Raw genomic sequence first — 16,590 nt, 5'->3', positions numbered from 1 at the left:
CGCCGTCAGGTAGTAATAGGGGTCAGTTGGCTGAGCGTTGGGCGGTGTCGACGACATTCTTGAGCAGCAGGGCTCGAGTCATCGGTCCGACGCCTCCGGGGTTCGGTGAGACCCAGGACGCCACCTCGGCGACCGCCGGATCCACGTCTCCGACGATCTTCGACTTCCCCGTCTCCGGGTCCGTCTCACGCGAGACTCCCACGTCGAGGACGATCGCTCCGGGTTTGACCGCCTCCGCCTTCACGATGCGAGCCGCCCCGGCGGCCGCGACGATGACATCGGCCTGAGCCAACAGCTCATCAAGATTGCGCGTACCGGTGTGCGTCAGAGTCACGGTCGCATTGTGCTCACGCCGAGTCAGCAGTGCACCGATGGACCGGCCCACGGTGACCCCGCGACCGATGACCACGACATGCTTGCCGGCCAGATCGATGCCGTTGCGGGTGATCAGCTCGATGACACCGCGCGGAGTGCACGGCAGCGGAGTGGTGATCTCCGAGTTCACGTTGAGCACGAGTCGGCCGAGGTTGGTCGGATGCAGGCCGTCGGCGTCCTTAGCCGGATCGATGGCTTCGAGGATCGTGTCCGTGTCGATATGGTCCGGCAGCGGAAGCTGCACGATGTAGCCAGTGCAGGCGTCATCTTTGTTGAGCTCGTCGATGACCGCCAGCAGCTCTTCCTGGCTTACCGACTCGGGCAAGTCGCGGCGGATCGAACTGATTCCGACCTCGGCACAGTCACGGTGCTTGCCCGCGACGTACCACTTCGAACCGGGGTCCTCCCCCACCAGCACTGTGCCGAGGCCCGGAACGATTCCGGATTCTGCCAGGGTCGCCACCGCCTCGGTGAGTTCAGCCTTGATCTGCTTCGCGCAGGCTCTGCCGTCGAGGATCTGTGCACCCATCAGTACTGCTCCAGTCCTTCGTAGAGGGGGAAGTCGTCGCTCAGCTTCTTCACGCGTGAGGCGAGTGCCTCGACGTCGGCACCGGGCTTGAGCGCCTCGGCGATGACGTCAGCGACCTCGGTGAATTCGTTGTCGCCGAATCCGCGGGTGGCCAGTGCCGGGGTGCCGATGCGCAGCCCCGAGGTGACCATCGGCGGACGCGGGTCGAAGGGCACGGCATTGCGGTTGACGGTGATGCCGACCGAGTGCAGAAGATCTTCGGCCTGCTGTCCGTCGAGGGCGGAGTTGCGCAGGTCGACGAGCACGAGGTGGACATCTGTGCCGCCGGTGAGCACGGTGGCTCCGGCGTCAGCGACGTCGGAGGCCAGCAGGCGCTCAGCCAGGATCTGAGCACCGCGCACGGTGCGTTCCTGACGTTCCTTGAACTCGGCAGAGGCCGCGAGCTTGAACGCCACGGCTTTCGCGGCGATGACATGCATGAGCGGTCCACCCTGCTGTCCCGGGAACACGGCGGAGTTGAGCTTCTTCGCGTACTCCTCCTTGCCGAGGATGAAACCGGACCGGGGCCCGCCGATGGTCTTGTGCACCGTCGAGGACACCACATCGGCGAACGGCACCGGGTTCGGGTGCAGACCGGCGGCGACGAGTCCGGCGAAGTGGGCCATATCGACCCACAGCTTCGCACCGACTTCGTCGGCGATATCGCGGAAGGCCTGGAAGTCCAGCTGACGAGGGTAGGCCGACCAGCCGGCGACGATGACCTCGGGGCGGTGTTCGAGAGTCTTCTCGCGCACCTTGTCCATATCGATGCGGTAGGTATCGGGGTCGACCTCGTAGGAGGCGACATCGTAGAGGCGTCCGGAGAAGTTGATCTTCATACCGTGGGTGAGGTGCCCGCCATGGGCCAGGGACAGCCCGAGCATCTTGTCACCCTGACGGGCCAGAGCGTGCATGACAGCGGCGTTGGCCGAGGCACCGGAATGGGGCTGGACGTTCGCGTAGTCGGCGCCGAAGAGGCTCTTGGCGCGGTCGATGGCGAGGTTCTCCGCGACGTCGACGTATTCGCAGCCGCCGTAGTAGCGCTTGCCGGGATACCCCTCGGCGTACTTGTTCGTCAGCACCGACCCCTGTGCTTCCAGCACGGCGCGCGGGACGAAATTCTCCGAGGCGATCATCTCGAGCGTCGACCGCTGGCGGCCCAGCTCGAGGTCGAGGACTTCGGCAATCTGCGGGTCGATGTCGGCAAGCGAAGCCTGCATCGAGTTTTCGGTCATGAGTACTCTCCTGTGGCATCCGATGATGGGAGCGAGGCAGCGCGCAAACCGCGGCCGTCACCCGGCACCATGCTAACAGCGACGCCACCTGCTTCCGGGGCCGCGACCGCCATCCGGATGCCGACTCGGAGTGGGCGTTGAGCGCAGCCACCGATTAGGATCGAGTCCATGAGCTGCGAATGGATCCTGAGAGTCACCTGCCCCGATTCGACCGGCATCGTCCACGCCGTGACCGGGGTGCTCGCGGGCCTGGGCGGCAACATCACCGAATCCCAGCAGTTCTCCTCCCCCGATTCTCGTCAGTTCTTCCTGCGCCTGCAGTTCTCGACGCCTGCAGAGACCACGGCCCAGACCGTGGAAGAGGCACTCGCCGAGGTGGCTCCCCGGTTCGCGATGACTGTGAGCCTGCAACCGGTGGAGAAGAAGACCCGCACCCTGATCATGGTGTCCAAGGCCGCGCACTGCCTCAACACTCTGCTGTTCCGGCATTCGGCCGGTCAGCTGCCCATCGACATCGTCGGCGTCGCCGGCAACCATGCCGATCTGCGTCCGCTCGCCGAGTTCCACGGCCACGATTTCCACCATATTCCGATCACCCGGGAGACGAAGGCCGACGCCGAGGCGAGGCTCTCGACTCTCGTCGATGACCTCGAGGTCGAACTCATCGTCTTGGCCCGATACATGCAGATCCTCTCCCCCGACCTCTGCGCCCGCCTCGAGGGCCGGGTCATCAATATCCACCATTCGTTCCTGCCGAGCTTCAAGGGCGCAAAGCCCTACCATCAGGCGCATGCCCGAGGCGTGAAGATCATCGGCGCGACTGCCCACTACGTCACCAGTGACCTCGACGAGGGGCCGATCATCGAACAGGATGTGGCCCGCGTCGATCACAATCAGGCGATCGCCGATTTCGTCCGGCACGGTCAGGACGTCGAAGCGGCCGTGCTCGCTCGGGCCGTCGCTTGGCATGCCGAAGGCCGCGTGCTCATGGACGGCCATCGCACCGTCGTCTTCGACTGAGCCTGCCGCTCCAGCAGTGTCGCTGTGTACTCTCGCAACAAGGAGGTGCACAGGAAATTCACACCTGCGACCTCTTGTCCTGTAAGGTCGGCTCGGCCTATCGAAGGAGCTGAGCTCAAATGTCGGAAACCACTTTCCGCACGATCGCGATCGTCCTCTACTTCATCGGCATGCTGGCCATCGGCTGGTTTGCCTACCGCAAGACGAAGAACAACCTCGACGACTACATGCTCGCGGGACGTGGACTGCGACCCAGCGTTGCCGCGCTGAGCGCCGGCGCCTCCGATATGTCGGGGTGGCTGCTCATGGGTCTGCCCGGCGCCATCTACGTCTCCGGGCTCATCGAAGCCTGGATCGCTATCGGCCTGACCGTCGGCGCCTGGGTCAACTGGAAGATCGTCGCGCCTCGCCTGCGTGCGTTCACGGAGAAGGCCGGCGACTCGATCACGATCCCCAGCTTCTTCGAACAGCGGCTCAAAGACCGGACACGACTGCTGCGCATCGTCTGCGGCATCATCATTCTGGTCTTCTTCACCTTCTACGTCTCGTCGGGCATGGTGGCGGCCGGCAAATTCTTCGAGTCGAGCTTCGGACTCAACTACCTCGGTGGAATGCTCCTCGTCGCAGCGATCACGATGATCTACACCCTCTTCGGCGGATTCCTCGGCGCGACTCTCACGGATGTCGCCCAGGGTCTGCTGATGTTCGCTGCTCTGGTGGCTGTGCCGATCGTCGCCGTCATCAACGCCGGCGGGCCGACGACGGTAGTCAACAACGTCACCGAAATCGATCCCGGTCTGCTCAGCCTCTTCGGCTCAGACGAATTCTGGACCTTCGCGACGATCGCGTCGATCGTGTCCGCCCTGGCCTGGGGACTGGGCTACTTCGGCCAGCCGCACATCATCGTGCGCTTCATGGCCCTGCGCACTCCCGCCGATGCCACCGTCGCTCGGCGCATCGGCGTCGGCTGGATGGCGATCTCGGCGCTCGGTGCCGTCGCCACCGCCATCGTCGGCATCTCCTACTTCTCTCAGCACGCGGATATGGAACCCGCAGACGCCGAAACCGTCTTCCTCGACCTCGCGCAGATCCTCTTCCACCCGTTCATCGCCGGCCTCGTCTTGGCTGCGGTGCTGGCAGCCATCATGTCGACGATCTCCTCGCAGCTCGTCGTCACGTCGTCAGCGCTCATCGAGGATCTGTTCAAGATCGTCGCCCTGAGCACCGGATCCACGAGGACGCTGCAGGACAAGACCTACGTACTGCTCGGCCGCCTCGGCGTGCTCGTCGTCGCCGTCATCGCGGTCGTCCTCGCGATCTCACCATCGAACAGCATCCTCGACCTCGTCGCCTTCGCGTGGGCAGGCTTCGGCGCCTCCTTCGGGCCGATCGTCCTGCTCACTCTGTTCTGGAAGCGTCTGAGCAACTGGGGCGCCCTGTTCGGTCTGCTCTCCGGCGCGGTCGTGGCCTTCGTCTGGGGCCAGGTGAGCACCCCGATGACGGATTCGATCTACGAGATCATTCCCGGCTTCATCGTCAACCTCATCGTCGCCGTGGTCGTCAGTCGCTTCACCTACAAGCACGATGAGGCCTCTGACATCGAGTTCGAAGAATCCGTGGAACTCTCCCGCGTGAAGTGAGAACAGACTCGTGATGTGAGAGTCGACGCGAACTGACCGAAGGCCAGGGCACGATCGTGCCCCGGCCTTCGTCATATCGAGCCGTCAGTATGACCCATGGCTTGCCCACCGTCCGTGCACTGAACGGATCGCGGTACGTCTGCAGACGCCTGCCCGATCAGACGGGGCGCCGGTCACTCATGCGGTGACATCACATTGCGTTGAGAGCCTCAGGTTGCGTACCGGAGTAATCGCTCCTCGTTCCAATCATCTGAATCGAAACCGATGATTGGAACGAAGAGCAATCATTCACGCCGAGGTGGTCGGACAGGTGCGTGAAAACTGACCCCACCGAGGCGGCCTGCACGTGCTTGTCGATCCCCGCGCCAGCGGTGAATACACTTCAGGCGGGCACCTGTGTCGGTGCCCGCCTGAAGTGTGTGACTCACGGCTGCGGAGATCCGAGCCGTCAGTCGGTCGAGGAGCTTACTTCTCCTCGGCAGCCTCGTTGGACTCTTCAGCGGTCTCGGCGTCAGCCTCGGCTGACTCTGCCTCGACTGCGGCGTCTTCGGCCGGAGCCTCGTCGACGACCTCAGCCTCAGCCGGTGCCTCTTCTGCCGGAGCGGCAGCGGCGGTGGCCTGTTCGGCTTCCTTCACGGTTGCCTGCTTCGGCGAGTAGGGCTCGAGGACCAGTTCGATGACGGCCATCGGGGCGTTGTCGCCGGGACGGGGGCCGATCTTGGTGATACGGGTGTATCCACCGGGACGCTCGGCCATCGTTTCGGCGATCGAGGTGAAGAGCTCGTGCACGATCGACTTGTCGGAGATCTGGCCGAGCACGCGACGACGTGCGGCCAGGTCACCCTTCTTGGCGTTCGTGATCATGCGCTCGGCAACCGGACGCAGGCGCTTGGCCTTCGTCACAGTCGTCTTGATCTGCTTGTGCTCGAACAGCTGGGCTGCCAGGTTGTTGAGCATCATGCGCTCGTGTGTGGGCGAACCGCCGAGGCGGGGACCCTTGGTTGGGGTTGGCATTGTCAGTTACTCCTAGGTCTTAATCAGTACTGTTCGTCTTCGACGTAGGACTGGTCCTCATCAACGAGACCGGCTTCGAACCCGGCAGGACTGTCCTTGAGGCTCAGGCCGAGCTCGTTGAGCTTCGCCTTGACCTCGTCGATCGACTTCGAACCAAAGTTGCGGATATCCATCAGGTCGGCTTCGCTGCGAGCAACGAGTTCGCCGACGGTGTGGATGCCTTCGCGCTTGAGGCAGTTGTAGGAGCGCACGGTCAGGTCGAGATCTTCGATCGCCAGCGCCAGGTCGGCGGCGAGTGCCGCGTCCACAGGCGAGGGTCCGATCTCGATGCCTTCAGCTTCGACGTTGAGCTCTCGAGCCAGGCCGAAGAGTTCGACCAGGGTCTTGCCCGCAGATGCGATGGCATCGCGCGGGGTCATCGAGGGCTTGGTTTCGACGTCGAGGACCAGACGATCGAAGTCGGTGCGCTGTTCGACACGCGTGGCTTCGACCTTGTAGGTGACCTTGAGAACCGGAGAGTAGATCGAATCGACCGGAATCCGGCCGATCTCTGCATCCGCGTTCTTGTTCTGAGCGCTCGAAACGTATCCGCGTCCACGTTCGATGGTCAGTTCCATGTCCAGACGACCCTCACCATTCAGTGTGGCGATGTGCAGGTCCGGATTGTGGATCTCGACCCCGGCAGGAGCAGAGACATCGGCAGCGGTCACGGTGCCAGGTCCCTGCTTGCGCAGGTAGGCGACGACCGGTTCGTCGAATTCGGACGATACGACCAGGGACTTCAGGTTGAGGATGAATTCTGTGACATCCTCTTTGACTCCCGGCACGGTGCTGAACTCGTGGAGCACTCCGTCGATCCGGATGGACGTGACGGCGGCACCAGGGATCGAGGACAGCAGGGTCCGGCGAAGCGAGTTGCCGAGGGTGTAGCCGAATCCGGGCTCGAGCGGTTCGATGGCGAACCGTGAGCGGTTATCGGAGACGACTTCTTCCGTGAGCGTTGGGCGCTGTGCAATGAGCACGTGGGCTTCCTTTCAGCGAACATCCGCTATATGACGTTCGCACTGCACGTCATGGCCACAAAGGCCATGAAGAACGGTTCGGGTTATCTGGGAATCCGTTCTGCGACCGATGTCGGGATCTCACCCGTCATCCGTTGCAGTTCCACGGAAGGATCAGCCGCGGCGGCGCTTGGGGGGACGGCAGCCGTTGAACGGAACGGGAGTGACATCCTGGATGGTTCCCAGTTCCAGGCCGGCGGCCTGCAGCGAACGGATGGCGGTCTCGCGGCCCGAGCCCGGCCCCTTGACGAACACGTCGACCTTCTTCAGGCCGTGTTCCTGCGCCCGGCGAGCAGCCGATTCAGCAGCCATCTGAGCGGCGTACGGGGTCGACTTGCGCGAACCCTTGAAGCCGATCTCACCTGAGGAGGCCCAGGAGATGACAGCACCGGTCGGATCAGTGATCGACACGATGGTGTTGTTGAAGGTTGATTTGATGTGGGCCTGGCCGGCAACGATATTCTTCTTCAGCTTGCGGCGAGGCTTGCGCACTGTAGCGGCGCGTGACTTGGGAGGCATATGTCCTACTCCTGATCGAGGTGGTTGGCCTCAGCCAACCGAGTGAGCGTGTTACTTCTTCTTACCGGCCACGGTGCGCTTCGGTCCCTTGCGGGTACGCGCATTCGTCTTGGTCCGCTGACCGCGAACCGGCAGACCGCGGCGGTGACGCAGGCCTTCATAGCTTCCGATTTCGACCTTGCGGCGGATATCGGCGGCCACCTCACGACGGAGGTCACCCTCAACCTGGAATGTGCCCTCGATGTAGTCACGCAGCTGGACGAGCTCTGCGTCGCTCAAGTCCTTCACACGGGTATCAGGGCTGATTCCCGTTTCGGTCAGGGTCTGGCGCGCACGGGTGCGGCCCACACCATAGATGTAAGTCAAGGCGACTTCCACGCGCTTTTCGCGCGGGATGTCGACTCCGGCAAGTCGTGCCATGGGTACTGTCTCCTGTTGTTGTTTCGGAGGTGCTGATGCAAACCTGTCCTTGGTCTCCCAAGGTCTCCGGCCCCCGACCGGAGGTATCGTCCTGTGTCCGTTCCCCGGAAGCTCTCACTTCTCATGGCTCCGAACGCAGATGGCGAGGTTTGCGCGGGTGTGGTGCTGCTGAGGCTCCGCTGTGGAGCCTCGATCTGCTCGAAACGAGCTGCTCAGCCCTGGCGCTGCTTGTGGCGCGGGTTGGAGCAGATGACGATGACCCGGCCGTGACGGCGGGTAATCTGGCAGTTCTCGCAGATCTTCTTGACGCTGGGCTTAACCTTCATCGTTTTTCCTTCTTTCGGTCCCTGCCCGGCCGGACAGGACGCGAATGATCGAAGATCCTTACTTGTAGCGGTAAACGATTCGTCCGCGCGAGAGATCGTATGGAGACAGCTCCACAATGACCCGGTCCTCGGGAAGGATGCGGATATAGTGCTGACGCATCTTTCCGGAGATATGTGCGAGCACCTTGTGCCCGTTGCTCAGCTCAACCCGAAACGATGCGTTCGGCAGAGCCTCGACAACGGTGCCTTCGATCTCAATGACCCCTTCTTTTTTGGCCATATCGTTCGCTAACCTCGTATTCCCGCGAAACCTTCGCGTTCGACGTAATCGTGTATCACCGACTCAATGCCGGTGACCCCTCGGTCTGCAGTCCTCGTCACCACATAAAAGAAGTGGATGGCAGAAGCCGCCCACATCTGAAAAAGGGTGAGTTGAATGAGAACAGACCAATCATCAACCCTACACTACGGAGAAAGAATCTTCCACACGGTGTTCGCTTCTGAGCGCGAAGTCCCTTACAATCCCATCTTCGCCGAGGCGGCGCACCGTTCCCATGTCCCCTGACGACGAATGGAGCGCACCTCGGCCGCCCCGACTGCTAGCGTGAGAACCGCACCCGACGCAGTCCCCGAAAAGGAGCACAGAGATGTCCGATTTCGATGCCATCACCGAGGAGTCCCTTGTCGCGAAGGGCGGCCGCAAGTGGTCGTCCTTCCCCGGCTCCATCGGCGCCTTCATCGCCGAGATGGACTTCGGGGTGGCTCCCGCGGTACGGCAGTCGCTGCAGACCATCGACGATCGTGACCTCTACGGCTACGCTCCCGCCGACCTGACCGCCGACCTGAGAACAGCGACCTCGAGTTTCTGCTCCGAGCACTACGGCTGGCGGATCCCCGTCGGTCACATCGAACCGGCCAGTGATGTGCTGGCTGCGTTCCTCGGCGTCCTCACCCACCTCACCCCACCCGACACTCCGATCGTGCTGCCGACACCGGCTTATATGCCGTTCTTCGATGTCGCGCGAGTGACCGGCCGCGAGCTCATCGAAGTCCCGATGCTGCGATCGGAGTCCGGCTGGTCATTCGACCTCGATGCCATCGCCTCCGTTCTGACCCCCGGAGCCACGTTCGTCCTGTGCAATCCGCACAATCCGATCGGCAAGGTCTTCACCGAGGCCGAACTGCTGGCCCTCGCCGACGTCGTGGAGAAGGCCGGTGCCCGGGTGTTCTCCGATGAGATCCATGCACCGGTCGTCTACGCCCCCGCGCGGCACATTCCGTATGCCACTCTCACCGAGGCGACCGCCGCCCACACCGCCACCGCGACAGCCGCGTCGAAGGCCTTCAACATCCCCGGCCTCAAATGTGCCCAGCTCATCCTCACCTCCCCCAGCGACCGTGAGGTCTGGGCGAAGAAGGGACAGTTCGTCTCCGGAGCCGCGTCGAACCCGGGGATACTCGCCACCACCGCCGCCTACACGCATGCGAATGACTGGCTGAGCGAAGTCACCGGCTACCTCAAAGGCAACCGCGACCACTTCACCGATCTCGTCGGGTCACTGCTGCCGGGTGCCGCCTATATCGAACCGGAAGGCACTTATCTGGCCTGGCTGGATCTGCGCGGCTATGGACTGGAGTCGAACCTGTCCGATCACATCCGATCCCGCGCCGCGGTGGCCGTGACCGAAGGTCGACTCTGCGGACAGGTCGGGGCCGGACATATCCGCTTCAACTTCGCACTCCCCCGACCTCTGCTCACCGAAGCGGTCAAGAGGATCGCCCGGATACTCTGACCACCATGCCCTGGGCCCTCTGACCGACATGTCCAATGGCCTCCACACCCGACACTGATCAGTCTTCGGGCAGCCATTCGATGAGTTCGAAGGATGAGCTTGCTCCCGCGCACTCGCGGATCAGCTGATCGAAGCGCAGATAGTATTCGAGATTGCACTGCCGCATCAGCGCACGGAACCGCAAAGCCGGCTGAGTCCCGTCGACGAGAGTTTCCGGCAGCAGCGGGTGGGTCATCACTGCACGGGCGACGTCGTAGTACAGATCGAAGAAGCTTCCCAGGCTCAGCCCTGCGCAACCCGTGCCGGGTGCCGAACCCCCCGAACTCAATGCGTTCATGCGCTCTTCCAGAGGCGGCAGCTGGGCGAGAGCAGCGTCGAGTTCGAATGCCCGAGTCGTCATCCTGCGTGCCGCCGCGAGGGACTCGGGGGTCAGCACTCCTGCCTCTGACCAGCCGGGAACAGGGATGTGGGGCAGTCTCTTCGAGAGCAGTCTGGACTGGTCTGCGAAGCCGATGAGGATTCCCGGTCTCAGCTGTCTGTATCCCAAGCTCCGCGCAATGTACTGCAGTCGGTCGCGCAGTCCGCGTTCAGCTTCCGGAACCGAATACACGATGGTGTGGAAGCGCCCCGCATAGTCGGGGAAGACGTGATCGCCTGCGATGTCACCGAAATCTGAGAGGATCTGTTCGCTCAGACGGTAGATGGAGACCCGCCCGATTCGTTCGCTGCTGATGATGCCACGTTGGACCATCCGTACGAGCTGATTGTGAACGCTCGAGGAGGAATACCCGTGTTCACGCAGCACGCTGACGATGACGGGTCCCGGCAGTCCACTGGCTTGCAGGCACCCGAAAACGGAGACCACGTCGAAGGCGATCCGCGTCATCCGATACCGATCGCCCACATCTGTCCGACGTTTCGGGACATTGTGGACACTCGTCATGGCCGGATTCTACCGTGAAGACACAAGGATCGGTGCCGACAGGACCGAGATCGCAGCCAAGCGACGAGGAGCCACGACATGGATGACGAGAAGCACACACTGGATCAGCGCGCCTACCAGACGGCCCGCACCTCCGGACTGCTGGCGGGAGCGATCACGGCTTTCATCGCCTTCTGCGCATTCCAGATCTTCGGATTCACCATCGCCGAGACGGCCACGTGGATGTTCGCACTCGCACTGATGGCGGCGTCCGGAACCTTCGCCGCAGTCTACTTCGTCGGCAGGTCTGCCCTGAGAAAGCAGATGCCGGCCGCCTGAGTTCTCCCCTCAGGCGTCTTTCGGAGCCACGGGAGTGATTCCGAACGGCGCCAGCCCGGCCGCTCCCCCGTCGGCGGCTGTGAGTACCCAGACTCCCCCGTCATGGCGGGCCACGCTGTGTTCCCAGTGGCTCGCCCGTGACCCATCCGCCGTCACGACAGTCCAGTCGTCGGCGAGAGTGCGCGTGTCCGCACCTCCCGTGGTGAGCATCGGCTCGATCGCCAAGCACATTCCGGGCTTGATCTTCGGGCCGTTCGAGCGTGCACGGTAGTTGAGGACCTCAGGCGCCATATGCATGGAGGTGCCGATTCCGTGTCCGGTGAATTCCTCGACGAGGCCCAGGTGGGGGAATGATTCGGAGACGAAGTCATCGATGGCGTCGCCGATGTCGCTGACCTTCGTACCGGTCGCGAATGCCGCGATGCCTGCCCACATAGCCGCCTCGGTGGCAGACGACAGCTCACGGTCGGCTGCAGTGCCTGCTTCGTCGCCGCCGACGATCATCGTCAGCGCCGAGTCCCCGTGAAAGCCGTCGACGACGGCGCCGCCGTCGATCGACACGATGTCCCCGGCGTTGAGGACACGGGATCCCGGGATGCCGTGGACGATCTCCTCGTTCACGGATATGCACACGACCGCAGGGAATCCCTGATAGCCCTTGAAGTTCGAGCGGGCGCCGGCGGCGTCGATGACGGCTTCCGCAGCGGCGTCCACCTCGGCGGTGGAGGCTCCGGGAACGGCCGCGGACCGGGCCGCTGAGAGCACTTCTGCTGTCAGCTGCCCGGCCCGATGCATGAGCTCAAGCTCTGCGGGAGTCTTCAGCTCGATACGTGGTCCGAAGATCATCGAATGGTCGAGAGGATGCGCTCGGTGATGTCGTTGACTTCGCCGAGTCCGTCGACCTGGCGAAGCAGACCGCGGCTGCGGTAGATATCGGTCAGCGGTTGGGTCTGCTCTTCGTAGACGTCGAGGCGATGGCGGATGACGTCTTCGCTGTCGTCGCTGCGGCCTTCGGTCTGAGCACGCGCGAGGAGACGAGCGACGACCTCGTCGGTGTCGGCGGTGAGCTCGACCACGTGCTCGATCGCCTTATCCTCTGCAGCGAGGATCCTGTCGAGTTCGTCGACCTGGGCGCTGGTGCGAGGATACCCATCGAGGAGGAAGCCTTCGGCTGCGTCATCCTGTGCCAGTCGATCTGCGACCATCGAGTTCGTGACCTCGTCGGGCACGTACTCGCCGGCATCCATGTAGCGCTTGGCCAGCTTGCCCAGTTCGGTCTCACCCTTCACATTCGCCCGGAAGATGTCTCCGGTCGAGATGGCCGGGACGCCGAGCGCCTCGGACAGGCGTGCGGCCTGGGTGCCCTTGCCGGCTCCGGGAGGGCCGATCAGGATGATGCGTGAACTCATAAGGTGTCCTTCCAATGGAATGTCCGCTGAACGTCAGCGTCCGGTCGAATCAGCGCAGCAGACCCTCGTAGTGGCGCTGCTGCATCTGCGCGTCGATCTGCTTGACCGTTTCGAGGCCGACGCCGACGACGATCAGCAGTGAGGTGCCGCCGAACGGGAAGTTCTGATTGGCGTTGATGAGAACCAGAGCGATCAGCGGAATGAGGGCGACGAAAGCCAGGTAGAGCGAGCCGGGGAAGTTGATGCGGCTGAGTACGTAGCTGAGGTACTCGGCGGTCGGGCGACCGGCACGGATACCCGGGATGAAGCCGCCGTACTTCTTCATATTGTCCGCAACCTCTTCAGGGTTGAAGGTGATCGCTACGTAGAAGTAGGCGAAGAAGATCGTCAGCAGCGCATACACGGTGATGTAGAGAGGATGGTCACCGCGGGTGAAGTAGGTGTTGATCCATTCGACTGCCTTGGATTCGGGGTCGAAGAACTGCGAGATCAGACTCGGCAGGTAGAGCACCGAAGAGGCGAAGATGACGGGGATGACACCGGCCATATTCACCTTGATCGGGATGTAGGTCGACGTTCCGCCGAACATCCGACGTCCCACCATGCGCTTGGCGTACTGGACGGGGATCCTGCGCTGCGACTGCTCGACGAAGACGACGAGGGCGATGAGGACGAGTCCGACGGCCATGACGATGATGAAGATGTCGACACCCTGCTCGCGGAAGATCGCACCGAGCGAGGACGGGAAGGCAGAAGCGACGGACGTGAAGATGAGCAGCGACATTCCGTTGCCCACACCGTGTTCGGTGATCTGCTCGCCCAGCCACATGATCAGGCCGGTTCCTGCGGTCAGGGTGAGGACGAGGACGGCAATGCCCCACCAAGTGTCGTTGGCGATGAGATCCTGGCAGTTCTGGACGTCGCCGAACAGTGCACCGGAGCGCACGGTCGCCACGAGGGTCGTCGAGTTGAGGATCGCGAGGCCGATGGTGAGGTAGCGAGTGTACTGAGTCAGCTTCGCCTGGCCAGAGGCACCTTCCTTATGGAGGGCTTCGAAGCGAGGAATGACCACTCGCAGCAGCTGGACGATGATGCTCGCGGTGATATACGGCATGATGCCCAGGGCGAAGATCGACAGCTGCAGCAGCGCGCCGCCGCTGAAGAGGTTGATCATGGCGAATCCGCCCTCATTGAGCTGAGGCGAAGCCACGCACTCCTGCACCTTGGTGTAGTCGATTCCAGGCGAAGGAATGAACGAGCCGAGTCGGAAGATGACAAGAATGCCCAGGGTGAAGAGGAGTTTCTTCCTCAGGTCGGGCGTTCTGAAGGCCCTCCGGATTGCGCCGATCAAGCGTCCTCCTCGTTGGGGGATGAAAAGTCAGAGTCGTGGTCGCGACCTGGCGATTGAGACAAATACCTGCAAAAGACTACCAGGGTATGCCCTCCAGGCCGAAACCGGCGAAGCCCCGCGGCGACTCGGCGCAACCTGTGTTCGAGGCGGTCGAAGAGCGGTTTCAGACAGGGGTTGAGATCGCATCGGAGCGGTTTCACGCGGTGTTCGAGAGGGCGTCTGGCCGGTCTCGGCCTGGTATGCGGACCACCGCCGCCGGCGTTCAGGGATGCAGAAGGGGGCGGCCACCGAAGTGACCGCCCCCTTTGACCAGCGTTGAAGCCGGGAATCCGTTCCGAGTGGAACGGATCAGGCCTCGTTGGTGCTTCCGCCTGCAGCCTTGATCTTCTCGGCTGCGGAGCCGGAGAACTTGTCTGCAGTGATGTTCAGGGCAACGGTGATCTCACCGGTGCCGAGAACCTTGACGGGCTGCTTTGCACGCACAGCGCCCTTCTCCACGAGATCGGCGACGGTGACGTCTCCGCCCTCGGGGAACAGGCTGGACAGCTTGTCGAGGTTGACAACCTGGAACTCCACCTTGGCGGGGTTCTTGAATCCACGCAGCTTGGGCAGACGCATGTGCATCGGGGTCTGGCCGCCCTCGAAGCCGTGCGGAACCTGGTAGCGGGCCTTCGTGCCCTTGGTTCCGCGTCCGGCGGTCTTACCCTTCGAAGCCTCACCACGACCGACACGGGTCTTGGCGGTCTTGGCTCCGGGAGCAGGGCGCAGATCGTGCAGCTTCAGCGAGTCGTTGTTCGACATATCAATCGACCTCTTCCACAGTCACGATGTGGCGGACAGCGTTGATCATTCCCCGGATCTCGGGGCGATCTTCCTGCACCACAACGTCGTTGGTCCGCTTGAGACCGAGCGAACGCAGCGTGTCACGCTGGCTCTGACGGTATCCGATTGCGGACTTGCGCTGAGTAATCTTGAGCTTTGCCATCAGGACTTCGCCCCACTTTCAGCAGCTGCTCGCAGCAGTGCGTGCGGAGCAACTTCGTCGACGGGCAGGCCACGGCGAGCCGCGACCTCTTCCGGACGCTCAAGGCCCTTCAGCGCGGCGATCGCAGCGTGCACGATGTTGATCGCGTTCGCCGAGCCCAGCGACTTGGACAGGACGTCCTGGACGCCTGCCGCATCGAGGACCGCACGAACGGGTCCACCGGCGATGACACCGGTACCCGGAGCGGCCGGACGCAGCAGGACGACGCCTGCGGCTTCCTCGCCCTGGATAGGGTGCGGAATGGTCTTCTGGATGCGGGGAACGCGGAAGAAGTTCTTCTTCGCTTCCTCGACACCCTTGGCGATGGCGGCAGGAACTTCCTTCGCCTTGCCGTAGCCCATGCCGACCATGCCGTCGCCGTCACCGACCACGACGAGAGCCGTGAAGGAGAACCGACGTCCACCCTTGACGACCTTCGACACGCGGTTGATCGTGATGACGTGTTCGATGAACTGGTTCTTGTCTTCACGGTCGTTGCGACCACCGCGTCCACGGCCTTCGCCGCGTCCGCGACCCTGACCGCCCTGTCCACCCTGGCCGCGGCCACGGGAGGAACGGTCACCGCTGTTGTCGGTGCGGGTCTCAGCAGTTGCCTGCTGTTCCTTGTTCTCTTCAGTGCTCATAGGGCCAATCCTCCTTCACGGGCACCTTCGGCGATTGCCTGCACACGGCCGTGGTAGGCATTGCCTCCACGGTCGAAGACGACGGAATCGATTCCGGCGTCCTTGGCGCGCTGAGCAACCAGCTCGCCCACCTTGCGGGCTTTGCCGGTCTTATCGCCTTCGAATGTCCGCAGGTCGGCTTCCATGGTGGAGGCCGAGACCAGGGTCTTGCCGACGGTGTCGTCGATGACCTGGACGAAGACGTGGCGCGTGGAGCGAGTCACTGAGAGGCGAGGGCGCTCGGTCGTGCCGCTGACATGCTTGCGCAGTCGAGCGTGACGACGCTTGCGAGCAGCTGCCCTGCCTTTGCCGTAGCTTTCCTTCTTGCCAAAGGCCATCGTTACTTACCAGCCTTTCCGACCTTGCGACGGACGATTTCGCCGGCGTAGCGCACACCCTTGCCCTTATAAGGCTCGGGCTTGCGCAGCTTCCGGATGTTGGCAGCGGTCTCACCGACGAGCTGCTTGTCGATTCCGTGGACAGCAACCTTGGTCTGACCGTCGACGCTGAAGGAGATTCCCTCCGGCGGTTCGACGACGATCGGGTGGCTGTAGCCGAGGGCGAACTCGAGGTTCGATCCCTTGGCCAGGACACGGTAACCGGTTCCGACGATCTCGAGGGCCTTGGAGTAGCCATCGGTCACACCGACGATCATGTTGTTGATGAGCGTGCGGGACAGTCCGTGCAGAGAACGCGATTCGCGCTCTTCGTCCGGACGGGCAACCGTGATGACACCGTCTTCGAGCGATACGGTGATCGGCTCGGCGATGGTGACGGACAGCTCGCCCTTAGGTCCCTTGACGGCGACATCCTGGCCGTCGACCTTGACCTCGACGCCGCTGGGAACGGAGATCGGGTTCTTGCCAATACGTGACATGTTCTTCTCTCCTT

Annotated in this window: 21 protein-coding genes; 4 read left to right on the top strand and 17 right to left on the bottom strand. The window is 62.9% G+C overall.

Going from position 1 to position 16,590, the window contains the following annotated elements:
* Positions 1–22 precede the first annotated feature (22 nt).
* Positions 23–904, bottom strand: a complete 882-nt coding sequence (locus AC239G_RS06245) for a bifunctional methylenetetrahydrofolate dehydrogenase/methenyltetrahydrofolate cyclohydrolase (protein ID WP_172173581.1) — start codon at positions 902–904, stop codon at positions 23–25.
* Complete coding sequence (glyA, locus tag AC239G_RS06240; protein ID WP_487489989.1) at positions 904–2,178, bottom strand: serine hydroxymethyltransferase; 1,275 nt, start codon at positions 2,176–2,178, stop codon at positions 904–906. The genes AC239G_RS06245 and glyA overlap by 1 nt, the downstream gene beginning before the upstream one ends.
* Positions 2,179–2,346: 168 nt before the next feature.
* Here glyA and purU point away from each other — a divergent pair, with 168 nt between their 5' ends.
* Positions 2,347–3,198: a formyltetrahydrofolate deformylase gene (gene purU, locus AC239G_RS06235; protein ID WP_420095749.1), complete on the top strand. Its 852-nt coding sequence runs from the start codon at positions 2,347–2,349 to the stop codon at positions 3,196–3,198.
* A 119-nt stretch (positions 3,199–3,317) separates the two neighbouring features.
* Complete coding sequence (putP, locus tag AC239G_RS06230; protein WP_482401570.1) at positions 3,318–4,838, top strand: sodium/proline symporter PutP; 1,521 nt, start codon at positions 3,318–3,320, stop codon at positions 4,836–4,838.
* Positions 4,839–5,303: 465 nt separating this feature from the next.
* On the opposite strand, the gene rplQ is transcribed toward putP, so the two are convergent.
* The 6 genes from rplQ to infA all read right to left on the bottom strand — a co-directional run bounded on the left by rplQ (position 5,304) and on the right by infA (position 8,458).
* Entirely contained in the window at positions 5,304–5,852 is a 549-nt protein-coding gene (rplQ, locus tag AC239G_RS06225) for a 50S ribosomal protein L17 (protein WP_482401569.1), read from the bottom strand.
* Positions 5,853–5,875: 23 nt separating this feature from the next.
* Positions 5,876–6,874 carry a DNA-directed RNA polymerase subunit alpha gene (locus AC239G_RS06220; RefSeq protein WP_025777903.1) on the bottom strand — a complete coding sequence of 333 codons (999 nt, stop codon included), beginning with the start codon at positions 6,872–6,874 and terminating at the stop codon, positions 5,876–5,878.
* A gap of 153 nt (positions 6,875–7,027) precedes the next feature.
* Positions 7,028–7,432 (bottom strand): 30S ribosomal protein S11, encoded by a 405-nt coding sequence (gene rpsK / locus AC239G_RS06215; RefSeq protein ID WP_025777904.1) that lies wholly within the window; start codon positions 7,430–7,432, stop codon positions 7,028–7,030.
* A 51-nt stretch (positions 7,433–7,483) separates the two neighbouring features.
* Positions 7,484–7,852, bottom strand: coding sequence for a 30S ribosomal protein S13 (gene rpsM, locus AC239G_RS06210; RefSeq protein ID WP_025777905.1), 369 nt, complete (start codon positions 7,850–7,852; stop codon positions 7,484–7,486).
* 212 nt (positions 7,853–8,064) lie between these two features.
* Positions 8,065–8,178 (bottom strand): 50S ribosomal protein L36, encoded by a 114-nt coding sequence (gene rpmJ / locus AC239G_RS06205; protein ID WP_009884960.1) that lies wholly within the window; start codon positions 8,176–8,178, stop codon positions 8,065–8,067.
* A gap of 58 nt (positions 8,179–8,236) precedes the next feature.
* Complete coding sequence (gene infA, locus AC239G_RS06200) at positions 8,237–8,458, bottom strand: translation initiation factor IF-1 (protein ID WP_009379245.1); 222 nt, start codon at positions 8,456–8,458, stop codon at positions 8,237–8,239.
* Between the two features lie 367 nt (positions 8,459–8,825).
* Between infA and AC239G_RS06195 the strand changes: the two genes are divergently transcribed.
* Entirely contained in the window at positions 8,826–9,971 is a 1,146-nt protein-coding gene (locus AC239G_RS06195) for a MalY/PatB family protein (RefSeq protein ID WP_139468544.1), read from the top strand.
* Between the two features lie 58 nt (positions 9,972–10,029).
* Here the strand turns inward: AC239G_RS06195 and AC239G_RS06190 are convergent, their stop codons facing one another.
* Positions 10,030–10,914, bottom strand: coding sequence for a PaaX family transcriptional regulator (locus tag AC239G_RS06190; protein WP_139468545.1), 885 nt, complete (start codon positions 10,912–10,914; stop codon positions 10,030–10,032).
* A gap of 78 nt (positions 10,915–10,992) precedes the next feature.
* On the opposite strand from AC239G_RS06190, the gene AC239G_RS06185 reads away from it, so the two are divergent.
* Positions 10,993–11,232 (top strand): hypothetical protein, encoded by a 240-nt coding sequence (locus AC239G_RS06185; RefSeq protein ID WP_139468546.1) that lies wholly within the window; start codon positions 10,993–10,995, stop codon positions 11,230–11,232.
* Positions 11,233–11,241: 9 nt separating this feature from the next.
* Here the strand turns inward: AC239G_RS06185 and map are convergent, their stop codons facing one another.
* The 8 genes from map to rplF all read right to left on the bottom strand — a co-directional run bounded on the left by map (position 11,242) and on the right by rplF (position 16,576).
* A complete protein-coding gene (gene map, locus AC239G_RS06180; protein ID WP_139468547.1) occupies positions 11,242–12,078 on the bottom strand; it encodes a type I methionyl aminopeptidase in 837 nt (278 codons plus the stop codon).
* Complete coding sequence (locus tag AC239G_RS06175; protein ID WP_139468548.1) at positions 12,075–12,641, bottom strand: adenylate kinase; 567 nt, start codon at positions 12,639–12,641, stop codon at positions 12,075–12,077. Before AC239G_RS06175 ends, map begins: the two co-directional genes overlap by 4 nt.
* Positions 12,642–12,690: 49 nt before the next feature.
* Entirely contained in the window at positions 12,691–13,992 is a 1,302-nt protein-coding gene (gene secY, locus AC239G_RS06170; protein ID WP_139468549.1) for a preprotein translocase subunit SecY, read from the bottom strand.
* A 348-nt stretch (positions 13,993–14,340) separates the two neighbouring features.
* Complete coding sequence (rplO, locus tag AC239G_RS06165; protein WP_101546948.1) at positions 14,341–14,793, bottom strand: 50S ribosomal protein L15; 453 nt, start codon at positions 14,791–14,793, stop codon at positions 14,341–14,343.
* A gap of 1 nt (position 14,794) precedes the next feature.
* A complete protein-coding gene (gene rpmD, locus AC239G_RS06160; protein ID WP_025777914.1) occupies positions 14,795–14,977 on the bottom strand; it encodes a 50S ribosomal protein L30 in 183 nt (60 codons plus the stop codon).
* The gene (gene rpsE, locus AC239G_RS06155; protein WP_216657189.1) at positions 14,977–15,660 is read right to left on the bottom strand and encodes a 30S ribosomal protein S5; all 684 of its coding nucleotides are present in this window, start codon (positions 15,658–15,660) and stop codon (positions 14,977–14,979) included. Before rpsE ends, rpmD begins: the two co-directional genes overlap by 1 nt.
* Positions 15,657–16,037 carry a 50S ribosomal protein L18 gene (rplR, locus tag AC239G_RS06150; RefSeq protein ID WP_092015640.1) on the bottom strand — a complete coding sequence of 127 codons (381 nt, stop codon included), beginning with the start codon at positions 16,035–16,037 and terminating at the stop codon, positions 15,657–15,659. Before rplR ends, rpsE begins: the two co-directional genes overlap by 4 nt.
* A 2-nt stretch (positions 16,038–16,039) precedes the next feature.
* On the bottom strand, positions 16,040–16,576 hold the full coding sequence (gene rplF / locus AC239G_RS06145; protein WP_025777917.1) for a 50S ribosomal protein L6: 537 nt from the start codon (positions 16,574–16,576) through the stop codon (positions 16,040–16,042).
* Positions 16,577–16,590: the final 14 nt, after the last annotated feature.

Source organism: Brevibacterium sp. Lmc1 (assembly GCF_057654315.1).
Note: the sequence above shows the minus strand (reverse complement) of the source record. Positions and strands in the feature narration are given on the sequence as shown.